The 12,271-nt window shown below is 64.4% G+C and carries 9 protein-coding genes; 5 read left to right on the top strand and 4 right to left on the bottom strand.

Annotated elements, in window-relative coordinates:
- Window positions 1-322: 322 nt before the first annotated feature.
- The 4 genes from BLS61_RS20335 to BLS61_RS20320 form a co-directional block, all read right to left on the bottom strand.
- Window positions 323-1,843: a tripartite tricarboxylate transporter permease gene (locus tag BLS61_RS20335; RefSeq protein WP_090433944.1), complete on the bottom strand. Its 1,521-nt coding sequence runs from the start codon at window positions 1,841-1,843 to the stop codon at window positions 323-325.
- 9 nt (window positions 1,844-1,852) lie between these two features.
- The gene (locus tag BLS61_RS20330) at window positions 1,853-2,359 is read right to left on the bottom strand and encodes a tripartite tricarboxylate transporter TctB family protein (RefSeq protein WP_090433942.1); all 507 of its coding nucleotides are present in this window, start codon (window positions 2,357-2,359) and stop codon (window positions 1,853-1,855) included.
- 66 nt (window positions 2,360-2,425) lie between these two features.
- Window positions 2,426-3,403 (bottom strand): tripartite tricarboxylate transporter substrate binding protein, encoded by a 978-nt coding sequence (locus tag BLS61_RS20325; RefSeq protein WP_090433940.1) that lies wholly within the window; start codon window positions 3,401-3,403, stop codon window positions 2,426-2,428.
- A gap of 34 nt (window positions 3,404-3,437) precedes the next feature.
- The gene (locus BLS61_RS20320; protein ID WP_090433938.1) at window positions 3,438-4,832 is read right to left on the bottom strand and encodes an enolase C-terminal domain-like protein; all 1,395 of its coding nucleotides are present in this window, start codon (window positions 4,830-4,832) and stop codon (window positions 3,438-3,440) included.
- Window positions 4,833-5,379: 547 nt separating this feature from the next.
- On the opposite strand from BLS61_RS20320, the gene kdgD reads away from it, so the two are divergent.
- The 5 genes from kdgD to BLS61_RS20295 all read left to right on the top strand — a co-directional run bounded on the left by kdgD (window position 5,380) and on the right by BLS61_RS20295 (window position 12,259).
- The gene (gene kdgD / locus BLS61_RS20315; RefSeq protein WP_090433936.1) at window positions 5,380-6,291 is read left to right on the top strand and encodes a 5-dehydro-4-deoxyglucarate dehydratase; all 912 of its coding nucleotides are present in this window, start codon (window positions 5,380-5,382) and stop codon (window positions 6,289-6,291) included.
- 111 nt (window positions 6,292-6,402) lie between these two features.
- Window positions 6,403-7,752: a glucarate dehydratase gene (gene gudD / locus BLS61_RS20310; protein WP_090433934.1), complete on the top strand. Its 1,350-nt coding sequence runs from the start codon at window positions 6,403-6,405 to the stop codon at window positions 7,750-7,752.
- A 182-nt stretch (window positions 7,753-7,934) separates the two neighbouring features.
- Entirely contained in the window at window positions 7,935-9,260 is a 1,326-nt protein-coding gene (locus BLS61_RS20305) for an MFS transporter (protein WP_090433932.1), read from the top strand.
- 22 nt (window positions 9,261-9,282) lie between these two features.
- Window positions 9,283-10,839 carry a galactarate dehydratase gene (gene garD, locus BLS61_RS20300; RefSeq protein ID WP_090433921.1) on the top strand — a complete coding sequence of 519 codons (1,557 nt, stop codon included), beginning with the start codon at window positions 9,283-9,285 and terminating at the stop codon, window positions 10,837-10,839.
- A gap of 1 nt (window position 10,840) precedes the next feature.
- Window positions 10,841-12,259, top strand: a complete 1,419-nt coding sequence (locus tag BLS61_RS20295) for an FAD-binding oxidoreductase (protein WP_090433919.1) — start codon at window positions 10,841-10,843, stop codon at window positions 12,257-12,259.
- Window positions 12,260-12,271: the final 12 nt, after the last annotated feature.

The following is a 12,271-nucleotide window of genomic DNA, read 5'->3' as shown; positions in this document are numbered from 1 at the left end:
TGCCAAGTCATCGACAGCTAACACGTTATTGCCAGTCCGGCGTCCACCCGCACTTTCCCCAAAATATGCGAAGAACCCAAAAGAGGCCGTGTTGACGTAATGCTGTTCCCTTAAGGTTGCACACGTTTGGCTCCCCTCTCCCATTTATGGGAGAGGGGCTGGGGGAGAGGGCAGAAGACACCACAAAACTGCCATTTCCCCCTCTCCGAACGCGGCCCGCCCTAACCCTCTCCCCAGAGGGGCGAGGGGACTGATCGAGCTCGACCGTTTCTTAAGTGAACAGCATTAGCCGTGTTGACGGCCTCTTTTGAAGTGCTCTGTCTCAGGTGCGCAGGATCTGGTTGATCGCGCTGGGTTTGGGACGCAGTGCGCTGAACACCTGCCAGAGCACGAACGCCAGCGCCAGGCCGAGGAAGGTGCCGGCGATGGGGTTGGTGAAGAAGGCGGCGAAGCTATTGTCCGACAGCATCAGGCCGCGGCGCAGGTTGGTTTCCGCCATCGGCCCGAGGATGAAGCCGATGATGAAGGGCGCCGCCGGCATCCCGGCTTTGACGAAGGCGTAGCCAAGCAGGCCGAACAGCAGGATCGACCAAACGTCGAACAGGCGGCTGGACAGACCGAAGGCGCCCACCACGCAGAGCACCAGAATGATCGGCAGCAGAATGTGCTTGGGCACGTCGAGCAGCTTGATGAACAGGCGCAGGCCGTAGAACTCCATGAACAGCATCATGCAGGTGGCGACGATCAGCGCGGCGAAGATGGTGTACACCAGCGGGCCCTGGCTGATGAACAGCAGCGGGCCGGGCTGGATGCCATGAATCAGGAAGCCGCCGAGCATGATCGCGGTGACGGTGTCGCCGGGAATGCCCAAGGTCATCAGCGGCATCATGGCGCCGCCGACGCCGGCGTTGTTGGCCGTCTCGCTGGCCACCACCCCGCCGATATTGCCCTTGCCGTAGGTATGGCCATCCTTCGCGCGCTTCTTGGCGATGATGTAGGAGACCAGGTTGGACGTCCCGGCACCGATGCCCGGCAGGATGCCGATGCCCAGGCCGATGATGCCGGAGCGCCCGGCATTTGGCAGTTGCTCGCGAAACTCCTTGAGCGAGAACCCGAAGCCCCTGATGTTCTTCATGCTCACCGACCTGGCCTTGCCCTGCACGGCATGGCGGCCGCTTTCGGCCAGCTTGATGATCTCGGCCACGGCGAACATGCCGATCATCACCGTGAGCATGGAGAAGCCGCCATTGAGCTCGCTGAAACCGAAGGTGAAGCGGCGCACCGCCTCCACCGGCGCGATACCGACGGTGGACACGGCGATGCCCAGGGTACCGGCGAACAGCCCCTTGACCATGGAGCCGGCCGACAGGGTGGCGATCAGCGTCAGGGAAAACACGGCGATGGCGAAGTATTCGTGCGGACCGAAACTCAGGGCGACCTTGGCCAGCTGTGGGGCGATGAACATCAGCGCGACGATGCTGAAGATGGTGCCGAGGAAGGAGAACACGATACCGACGCCCAGCGCCTTGACCCCCTGGCCCTGTTCCATCAGCGGGCCACCATCGAACACCGTGGCGATCGATGAAGGCGTTCCCGGGATCTTCAGCAGGATCGCCGAGATCAGGCCTCCGGACGTGGCGCCGATGAACAGTGCCACCAGCAGCGACAGCCCGGCCTGCGGGCCCATGGTGAAGGTCAGCGGCAGGCACAGCGCCACGGCCATGGTGGCTGACAGGCCGGGCACGGCACCGAAGACGATGCCCAGGGCGACACCGACGGCCATCAGCATGAGGATGTTGAGCGAGAAGACGGCACCGAAGCCTTGCTGCAGTAATTCGAGCATGGTCGATCCTCAGATGTAGTCGTTCAGCAGGCCAGCGGGCAGCAACAGGTCGAAGGCCTCGCGGAACAGCAGGAAGATGAGCGCAGAACAGATGACGGCGATCAGCAGGTAGGTCAGGTGTCTGGCCTTCTGGTTCACCGGGGTCAGCACCAGGAACTGCAGATACAGGTAAACCACGGTCATGATCGGGAAGCCCACGGGGCCTAGCAGGGCCATGTAGCCGAGGATCAGGCCGAGGGTCTTGATCACCGTCTTCGGTTCGACGATTTCAGTGGCCGGCTCTTCGGCCTCTGTCGGCACCGGGCTGGCGGGCTCGGCGGCGGCCTTGGGTCTGGCAAAGGCGCTGATCACTTGCATCAGGCCAAGCAGAGAGAGGAATCCGGCCAGCAGTTTCGGCACGGTGGCCGCGTCGATGCCGGCATGCCCGGGCAGCTGTTGCGCCATCACCAGGTAGGCGAGGCTGGCAGCGAGCATGGCGATGCCGATGATCAGTTCTTTCTTGTTCGGGGTGTTCATCGCGTACCTCGATGTTCTGAGGTGCAGCGCCGCCAGTCATCGCGGGCGGCGGCGCTGCGTCAGGGCTTACTTGGCCTTGCGCAGCTCATCCTTGAACTGCATGAAGTCGTCGCGGGTCTTGGCCAGGATCTGCTTGGCCTCTTCGGTGTCGTAGAACGCGACCGGCTGCTTGAATTTCTTCAGGTCTTCGGCGTAGGCGGGCTTCTGGGTGATCTGCTGCATGATGTCGGACATCTTCTTCACGATCGCCGGGTCGGTGCCTTTCGGGAAAGCCACCACGTACGGCTTGTCCATGGTGATGTCGAGGCCCTGCTCCTTGAGGGTCGGCACATCGCCTAGCATGGCGTTGCGTTCCTCGTTGGGCTGGCCCAGCGCGACCATCTGCCCACCCTGCACATAGTCCTGCACCGAGCCGTAGGTAATGGCGCCCATGTCCAGGCGACCGCCGAGCATGCCGACCACGCGGTCGGATACGGTGCCGCCGTCGACCATCTTCAGTTTGGCGCCGGTGAGTTTTTCCAGCATCAGGCCCTGGATGTGCGAGAAGCTGCCCATCTCGGTGCCGTAGGTGATGCTGCCGGGGTTGGCTTTCGACTTGTCGACCAGGTCCTGCATGCTGGTCACGCCGGACTGCTTGGAGGCTACGAACACGGTGCTCTTGTCGACGCCGGCGATGCAGGCGATATCGAAGACTTCAAAGCTGTCTTCGGTCAGGCCGGCCACTTCGTTGACGATCAGCTGACCCGGGTGGGTGAAGAGGATGGTGTTGCCGTCGGCCGCAGCGCCCTTGACCTGCTCGGCGGCCAGTGTGCCCCCGCCGCCGGCGACGTTGGTCACCACCATGGTCTTGCCGGTGATCTCGTTGAAGTACTTGGCCATCATGCGCGCGTTGAAGTCGGTGTCGCCGCCGGGGTTGGCGATCACCACCACCTGTACGGGCCGCGTCGGCCATTTCACGTCATCGGCGAAGGTGGCGGCGTGGCTGACCAGGGCACCCATGCCGACCAGGGCAGAAAGGAGGGAGGCGCGGAATGTTTTTTTCATTGGAATACTCCGGGTGGGATAGAAGCCGCGCGAGTCAGTCGCGGCCGAGGCTGGGACGTTTCGGGTGGTATTGCCAACCCGGAACCAGGTACTGCATGGCCATGGCGTCGTCGCGCGCGCCGCTGGCCACCTTCTTGTACAGCTCGTGAGCGGCCATGATCCGCTGCATGTCCGGCTCGATGCCGAGGCCGGGCCTGTCCGCTACCTGTACCTGACCGCCGACGATGCGCAGCGGTTCATGGGTCAGGCGCTCCTCGCCCTCCTGCCAGATCCAGTGCGTGTCGATGGCTGTGATGCGGCCCGGTACGGCTGCCGCGGCATGGGTGAACATGGCCAGGGAAATGTCGAAGTGGTTGTTGGAATGCGAGCCCCAGGTCAGGCCGAACTCCTCGCATGCCTGACCGAGACGCACGGCACCCTGCATGGTCCAGAAGTGCGGGTCGGCCAACGGAATGTCGACTGCCTCGAGGCGCAGCGAGTGGCCCATCTGCCGCCAGTCGGTGGCGACCATGTTGGTGGCGGTGGGAATGCCGGTGGCGCGTTTGAACTCGGCCATCACCTCGCGCCCAGAGTAGCCGTTTTCCGGGCCGCAAGGGTCTTCGGCGTAGGCCAGCACGTGACCCTGGCCCTTGCACAGGGCGATGGCTTCGTCCAGGGACCAGGCACCATTGGGGTCGAGAGTGACACGCGCGTCGGGGAAGCGTGCCTTGATCGCGCGGATCGCCTCCATCTCCTCGGCGCCACGCATCACCCCGCCCTTGAGCTTGAAGTCGGCGAAGCCGTAGCGCGCATGGGCCGCTTCGGCCAGGCGGGCGATGGCCTGCGGCGTCAGCGCGGCCTGATGGCGCAGGTGATACCAGTCATCCGCCGCGCCATTGCCGGCGAGGTAGGGCAGGTCGGTGCGCTGACGATCACCTATATAGAAGAGGTAGGCGAGCATCGGCACATGATCGCGCTGCTGGCCGCTGCCGAGCAGTTCGGCCACCGGAACGTCCAGATGCTGGCCAAGTAGGTCGAGCAGGGCGGCCTCGACGGCGGTGATCACGTTATCCAGGCGCAGGTTGATCTCGTGCGGCTGCTTGAGCACCCGTGCCTCGGATTCGGAGGTGACCTGATGCCGGGTGGTCTGCGGCCCCTTGGCCGGCCCGGCGATGGCCTGGCGCAGGCTATTGAGAATGCGGTTATAGCGTCCGACCGATTGCCCGATCACCCGATCGCGGCAACGCTCCAGCGCCTGGCGGATGCCTTCGCCACCGGGCACTTCGCCACAGCCGACGTGCCCGGCATTGTCCTTGAGCAGCACCAGGTTGCGGGTGAAGTAGGGGGCATGGGCGCCGCACAGGTTGAGCAGCATGCTGTCATGACCGGCGACCGGAATGACCTGCATCTCGACTATTCGGGGTGTGCTGCTGCGAGTGGCTTCGTACATCTTGGCTGGGGCTCCGAACATGGCGCGGCCCTTGGCCGCAATGGCGAAGGGACGGTTCAGTCGTGCACCGGGATCAGCAGACGATCCTCGCTGCAGCCAGTGAAAGCCTGGGTAAAGACGGCCACGAAACCCGCACGGGTTGCACTGTTCGTGCAGCTGGCAGCGGTGCAATGGCCAGCATGATGGCAGGGCAGGGCGGCAGTGAAGGTCTGTGACATGACCTGGGCCTCGCTTGTTTTTATTGGAATGTCATAGGTTGTCGTATGACTTGGTGAGATTAGTACCAGCCTGTTCCTGGCCTGTCAACGCTGCTGCTGGTGAATGATGATTGCGCTGGCATCTTCCCTGGCGTCATGCTGCAGCCTGCTCTAGGCTGAGCTTTACCGCTTGCGGAGTGGCGTTGCGAGCGAAGCGGGCAGGGCTCGGGAAGATGCGACGAACGGAGGATGCGAAAAACTGGTGTTTTTTTTGTTGTTGTACGATAACGTATCTCTACGGCTTCGGCTGACGCTGTTCCTCACAATTCGCTTTACAGGGTGTTCGCATAATGAATCCACAAGAACTCAAGTCCATCCTCTCCTCCGGTCTGCTGTCCTTTCCGGTAACCGATTTCGATGCCGCCGGTGATTTCAACCAGGCCGGCTATGTACGCCGCCTCGAATGGCTGGCGCCTTACGGCGCTTCCGCGCTGTTCGCTGCCGGCGGCACGGGTGAGTTCTTCTCCCTGGCGCCTGATGAATACAGCGCCGTGATCAAGACCGCCGTGGACACCTGCGAGAAGTCCGTGCCTATCCTGGCCGGCGTCGGCGGCCCGACCCGCGTGGCCATCCAGATGGCGCAGGAAGCCGAGCGCCTGGGCGCCAAGGGCCTGCTGCTGCTGCCGCACTATCTCACCGAAGCCTCGCAGGACGGCGTTGCCGCTCACGTCGAGCAGGTGTGCAAGTCGGTGAAGATCGGCGTGGTGATCTACAACCGCAACGTCTGCCGCCTCAACGCCAATCTGCTGGAGCAGTTGGCCGAGCGTTGCCCGAACCTGATCGGCTACAAGGATGGTCTGGGTGACATCGAGCTGATGGTGTCGATTCGTCGTCGCCTGGGCGAGCGCCTGACCTACCTCGGCGGCCTGCCGACCGCTGAAGTCTACGCCGCGGCCTACAAGGCGCTGGGCGTACCGGTGTATTCCTCGGCTGTGTTCAACTTCATTCCGAAAACCGCCATGGCGTTCTACAAGGCTATCGCTGCCGAAGATCACGCTACCGTCGGCAAGCTGATCGACGATTTCTTCCTGCCGTACCTGGACATCCGCAACCGCAAGGCCGGCTATGCCGTGAGCATCGTCAAGGCCGGTGCCAAGATCGTCGGTTACGATGCCGGCCCGGTACGTGCGCCGCTGACCGATCTGCTGCCGGAGGAGTACGAAGCCCTGGCCAAACTGATCGAAGCGCAAGGCGCGCAGTAACACCGCAGGTGGCCGCTCGCGCCTGCGAGCGGCCCAGTCGCGCCCTGGCAGGCCGGGCGCGACGACGCTGAACCATTGTCGAACCCGCACAAGAACAACAGGGTAACGCTCATGACTTCACAGATTTCTGCCGCTGTCGGCACTCCGCTGATCACCGAGCTGCAAGTCGTACCGGTCGCAGGTTACGACAGCATGCTGCTCAATCTGAGCGGAGCCCACGGCCCTTACTTCACCCGCAATATCCTCATTCTCAAGGACAGCGCCGGCCATGTCGGTGTTGGCGAAGTCCCCGGCGGCGAGGGCATCCGCAAGACCCTCGAAGACGCCCGCGCGATCCTTGTCGGCCAGCCGGTCGGCAACTACAACGCATTGCTCAATCAGGTGCGCCGCGCCTTCGCTGATCGCGATGCCGGCGGTCGCGGCCTGCAGACCTTCGACCTGCGCATCACCATCCATGCCGTTACCGCGCTGGAGTCGGCGCTGCTCGACCTGCTCGGCCAGCACCTGGGCGTGCCGGTGGCCGCCCTGCTCGGCGAAGGCCAGCAGCGCGATGCGGTGGAGATGCTCGGCTACCTGTTCTTCATCGCCGACAAGGACAAGACCGATCTTGGCTACCGCGACGAGCGTGACTCCGACGATGCCTGGGAGCGCGTGCGCAACCAGGCCGCGCTGACCCCCGAGGCCATCGTACGCCAGGCCGAGGCTGCGCATGCGCGTTACGGCTTCAACGACTTCAAGCTCAAGGGCGGCGTGCTGCATGGCGAGGCCGAAGTCGAGGCGATTCGTGCCCTGGCCGCGCGCTTCCCGAATGCCCGTGTGACGCTCGACCCCAATGGCGGCTGGTCGCTGGATCAGGCTATTGCCCTGTGCCGCGATCTGCATGGCGTGCTGGCCTATGCCGAAGACCCGTGCGGCGCCGAGAATGGCTACTCCGGTCGTGAGGTGATGGCCGAGTTCCGCCGCGCTACCGGTTTGCCCACTGCGACCAACATGATCGCTACCGACTGGCGGCAGATGGGCCACACCATCTCCCTGCAGTCGGTGGACATCCCGCTGGCTGACCCGCACTTCTGGACCATGGCCGGCTCCGTGCGCGTGGCGCAGATGTGCAACGACTGGGGCCTGACCTGGGGTTCGCATTCGAACAACCACTTCGACATCTCTCTGGCCATGTTCACCCACGTCGCCGCTGCGGCTCCGGGGCGCGTGACCGCCATCGACACCCACTGGATCTGGCAGGACGGCCAGTACCTGACGCGCAACCCGCTGCGCATCGAGGGTGGCCTGGTGCAGGTGCCGAAAACGCCGGGCCTCGGCGTCGAGCTGGATTGGGATGCGTTGGCCAAGGCGCACGAGCTGTACCAGGCCAAGGGCCTCGGCGCGCGTGACGACGCGGTGGCCATGCAGTACCTGATTCCGGGCTGGACCTTCAATAACAAGAAGCCCTGCCTGGTGCGTTGAGCCGAACTCGCAGTCCTATAGGGTTGACTTCCGTAGGGTGGGCCTCAGTCCCGTAGGGTGGGCTTTAGCCCACCAATAATGCAGCCCACCGTGACTACAATCGGTGGGCTGAAGCCCACCCTACGGGGTGTTCGGTCCGCAATACGGGCACAGCCTTTCCTTCTGTCTCACGAGCCTTGCCGATGCCAGATGCCAAACCGGGTCGTGTGCGCTACAGCATCCTGCTGATGCTGTTTCTGGTCACCACCATCACCTTCGCCGATCGCTCCAGTCTGTCGGTCGCCGGTTCGGCGATGCAGGCTGGCCTCGGCATCGACGCGGTGACGCTCGGCTACATCTTCTCGGCGTTCGGCTGGGCCTACGTGATCGGGCAGATTCCCGGTGGTTGGCTGTTCGATCGCTTCGGCACCAAGCCGGTGTACACCCTGGCGTTGTTCATCTGGTCGGTACTGACCCTGCTGCAGGGCTTCGTCGGCTGGCTGCCCAGCACCTGGGCGGTGACCTCGATGTTCCTGCTGCGGCTGCTGGTGGGCTTCGCCAGTGCGCCGTGCTTTCCCGGTAATGCGCGTATCACCGCCTCCTGGTTTCCCACAGCCGAGCGCGCTACCGCCACGGCCATCTCCAGTTCGGCGCAGTACGCCGCCACTGCGCTGTTCGCGCCGTTGATGGGCTGGGTGGTGCAAACCATGGGGTGGCAATCGGTGTTCATCGTGCTCGGTTGTCTCGGTCTGGCGCTGTCGTTCGTCTGGCTCAAACAGCTGCACGGCCCGCGTCAGCATCCGCGTATCGGGACGGCTGAACTGGCCCACCTGGAACAGGGCGGGGCGTTGATCGATCTGGAAGGGCAGCGTGGCGGCAGTGGCGGTTCGCAGTGGCGCTACCTGGGCCTGCTGCTGCGCCAGCGCACGATGATCGGCATCTACCTCGGTCAGTACTGCAACAACGCCATTACCTACTTCTTTCTCACCTGGTTCCCCGTTTACCTGGTGCAGGCGCGCGGCATGAGCATTCTCGGCGCCGGTTTCGCCGCCGCCTTGCCGGCCATCAGTGGTTGCGTCGGTGGCGTGCTCGGCGGGCTGCTGTCCGACGGCATGCTGCGCCGTGGTCATTCGCTGACCCTGGCGCGCAAGCTGCCGATGGTGCTTGGTCTGCTGCTGTCGAGCGCGGTGGTGCTGTGCATTTACGTCGACAGCGATGCCACCGTGGTGGCACTGATGGCCCTGGCGTTCTTCGGCAAGGGCCTCGGCTCGCTGGGCTGGACGCTGGTGGCCGACACCTCGCCCCGGCAGATCCTTGGCCTGTCCGGCGGGCTGTTCAACACCTTCGGCAACCTGGCGGCGATCACCACACCCATCGTTATCGGTTACCTGGTCAGTCATAGCGGTTCTTTCGATGGGGCATTGGTCTATGTCGGCCTCAATGCCCTGCTGGCGGTCGTGAGCTTCGGCCTGATCGTCGGCCGTATTCACAGGGTCGAGCTGGACGCTGCGTCTGGCTCGGCATCCTGAACGCACAACAGGAGCAAGCGTCATGCAGTTGATTCCCCATCAGGATTCGCCCCGCTATATCCGCCTGCACCCGACCGACAATGTCGGCGTGGTGGTCAATGACCAGGGCGTTGCCGCGGGCGGCCAATTCGACGATGGCCTGACGGCTGTCGAAGGCATCCCGCAGAGCCACAAGGTGGCGCTGGTGGATATCGCCGAAGGGCACGAGGTGGTGCGTTATGGCGAGGTCATCGGCTATGCGCTCAAGCCCATCGCCGCCGGCAGTTGGGTCACCGAGCAGGTGTTGCGCATGCCCGAGCCACCGCTGCTGGACAACCTGCCCAAGGCGACCCTCAAGACCGCACCTGGCGAGCCGCTGGAGGGCTACACCTTCGAAGGCTTCCGCAACCCGGACGGCAGCGTCGGCACGCGCAATATCCTGGGTGTGACCACCACGGTGCAGTGCGTGGTCGGCGTGCTCGGTCACGTGGTCGAGCGCGTGCGCAAGGAAGTCCTGCCCAAATACCCCAACGTCGACGACGTGGTGGCGCTGTCGCACAGCTACGGTTGCGGCGTGGCGATCAATGCGCCGGACGCCGTGGTGCCGATCCGCACGCTGTACAACATCAGCCGCAACCCCAACTTGGGTGGCCAGGCGCTGGTGATCAGCCTCGGCTGCGAGAAACTGCAGGCCAACCAGTTGATGGATGGCGACCAGCTCACCAACGGCATGGACGAGGAAGACTGGCTGTTCCGTCTGCAGGATTCCGGCAGCGGATTCGCCGGCATGGTCGAGCAGATCATGGCCATGATCGAGGAGCGCCTGAAGGTACTCGACCAGCGTCGCCGCGAGACCGTGCCGGCCTCCGAGCTGGTGGTCGGCATGCAGTGCGGCGGCAGCGACGCCTTCTCCGGCATCACCGCCAACCCGGCTTTGGGTGTGGCCGCCGACCTGCTGGTGCGCGCTGGTGCCACTGTGATGTTCAGTGAGAACACCGAAGTGCGTGACGGCATCCACCTGCTCACGCCGCGTGCCGCCAGCGTCGAGGTGGCCGATGCGCTGATCCGCGAGATGGACTGGTACGACCGCTACCTTGCGCGCGGCATGGCCGATCGCAGCGCCAACACCACGCCGGGCAACAAGAAGGGCGGGTTGAACAACATCGTCGAGAAGGCCATGGGCTCCATCGCCAAGTCCGGCAACGGCACCATCGCCGGTGTGGTCGCGCCGGGCGAGCGGATTCGTGGCAAGGGCCTGTGGTTTTGCGCCACGCCGGCCAGCGACTTCATCTGCGGCACCCTGCAACTGGCAGCGGGCATGAACCTGCACATCTTCACCACCGGTCGTGGCACGCCCTATGGCCTGTCCATGGTGCCGGTGATCAAGGTGGCCACGCGCACCCAACTGGCCGAACGCTGGCCCGATCTGATCGATGTCGACGCCGGGCAGATCGTCTCCGGGCGCATGACGCTGGAGGAAATGGGCTGGCACATCTTCCAGCTCTATCTGGACGTGGCCAGCGGTCGCAAGCAGACCTGCGCCGAGCAGCTGCGCCTGCACAACGATCTGGTGCTGTTCAACCCGGCGCCGGTGACCTGAGATGAGTGGCCTGTCCGATGCTCTGCTGCAGGCATTGCGCGAGGCGGTCGGCGAGGCTGGCCTGATCACTGACGCCGAGCGTATGCAGAGTTACCTGAGCGACTGGCGTGGTGCCTACCGCGGCCAGGCGGCTGCCGTGCTGCGCCCGGCTTCGACCGAGGAAGTTGCCGCCGTGGTGCGTCTGTGCGCGCAGGCCGGCGTCGCCCTGGTGCCACAAGGCGGCAATACCGGCCTGTGCGGCGGCTCGATTCCGGATGATTCCGGGGCGCAGATCGTCCTGTCGCTGACACGCATGAAGCGTATCCGCGCAGTGGACGTGGCCAATGCCACCATCACCGTCGAGGCCGGGATGATCCTGCAGCAACTGCAGGAGGCCGCCGCCGAAGTCGGCCGGTTGTTCCCGCTGTCGCTGGGCGCCGAGGGCAGCTGTACGGTCGGTGGCAACCTGGCGACCAATGCCGGCGGCACCGCGGTGCTGCGCTACGGCAACATGCGCGACCTGACGCTGGGGCTGGAAGTGGTGCTGCCCGACGGGCGCGTCTGGGACGGCTTGCGCGGGTTGCGCAAGGACAATACCGGTTACGACCTCAAGCACCTGTTCATCGGCAGCGAAGGCACCCTGGGCATCATCACCGCCGCCGTGCTCAAGTTGTTTCCTGCCGTGCGCAGCCTGACCACTGCCTGGGTGGCGCTGCCCAGCCCGCAGGCGGCCGTCGAGCTGATCGGGCAGATGCGCGGACTGTGCGGCGACCGCCTGACAGGCTTCGAGCTGATGTCGCGGCAAAGCGTCGAGTTCGTCCTGCGCCATGTCGCCGGTGTCAGTGATCCGTTCGCCGAAACGCATCCCTGGTACGTGCTAATCGAGCTGAGCGACACCCAGCCCAATGCGCCCCTGAACGAACTGCTCGAGCAGGGCCTCGGCGCCGCCTTGGAGCAGGGCGTGGCGCTGGATGCCGTGGTCGCCGCCAGCGACGCGCAGGTGCGCGCCTTGTGGGCGCTGCGCGAAGGCATCTCGGAGGCGCAGAACCATGAGGGGCCGAGCCTCAAGCACGACATCAGCGTGCCGGTCAGCCGTATCCCCGACTTCATCGAACGTACCGATGCCGCACTGCAGCAAGCCTTCCCCGGTGTGCGCATCGTCACCTACGGCCACGTTGGCGACGGCAACCTGCATTACAACATCAGCAAGCCAGCCGGCGCCGAGGATGGGGCGTTCAAGGCGCAGGCCGAAGCGATCATGCGCGTGATCTACGACCAGACCCTGCGCTATGCCGGCAGCATCAGCGCTGAACATGGCCTCGGCCAGTCCAAGCGCCTGGCCGCGCAGCATTACAAGGCGCCACTGGAGCTGGAGTTGATGACCCGCGTCAAGCAGGCGCTGGATCCGGCCGGACTGATGAATCCGGGCAAATTGCTGTAAATCGCATGTTTG

Source organism: Ectopseudomonas guguanensis, from assembly GCF_900104265.1.
GTDB lineage: Bacteria > Pseudomonadota > Gammaproteobacteria > Pseudomonadales > Pseudomonadaceae > Aquipseudomonas > Aquipseudomonas guguanensis.
The sequence above is the reverse complement of the archived record's forward strand: the minus strand, read 5'-3'. Positions and strand labels throughout refer to the sequence as shown.

Coding starts and splice junctions, on each gene's coding strand:
- BLS61_RS20335 (WP_090433944.1), bottom strand. CDS start 1,843: ATGCTCGAATTACTGCAGCAAGGCTTCGGTGCCGTCTTCTCGCTCAAC.
- BLS61_RS20330 (WP_090433942.1), bottom strand. CDS start 2,359: ATGAACACCCCGAACAAGAAAGAACTGATCATCGGCATCGCCATGCTC.
- BLS61_RS20325 (WP_090433940.1), bottom strand. CDS start 3,403: ATGAAAAAAACATTCCGCGCCTCCCTCCTTTCTGCCCTGGTCGGCATG.
- BLS61_RS20320 (WP_090433938.1), bottom strand. CDS start 4,832: ATGTACGAAGCCACTCGCAGCAGCACACCCCGAATAGTCGAGATGCAG.
- kdgD (WP_090433936.1), top strand. CDS start 5,380: ATGAATCCACAAGAACTCAAGTCCATCCTCTCCTCCGGTCTGCTGTCC.
- gudD (WP_090433934.1), top strand. CDS start 6,403: ATGACTTCACAGATTTCTGCCGCTGTCGGCACTCCGCTGATCACCGAG.
- BLS61_RS20305 (WP_090433932.1), top strand. CDS start 7,935: ATGCCAGATGCCAAACCGGGTCGTGTGCGCTACAGCATCCTGCTGATG.
- garD (WP_090433921.1), top strand. CDS start 9,283: ATGCAGTTGATTCCCCATCAGGATTCGCCCCGCTATATCCGCCTGCAC.
- BLS61_RS20295 (WP_090433919.1), top strand. CDS start 10,841: ATGAGTGGCCTGTCCGATGCTCTGCTGCAGGCATTGCGCGAGGCGGTC.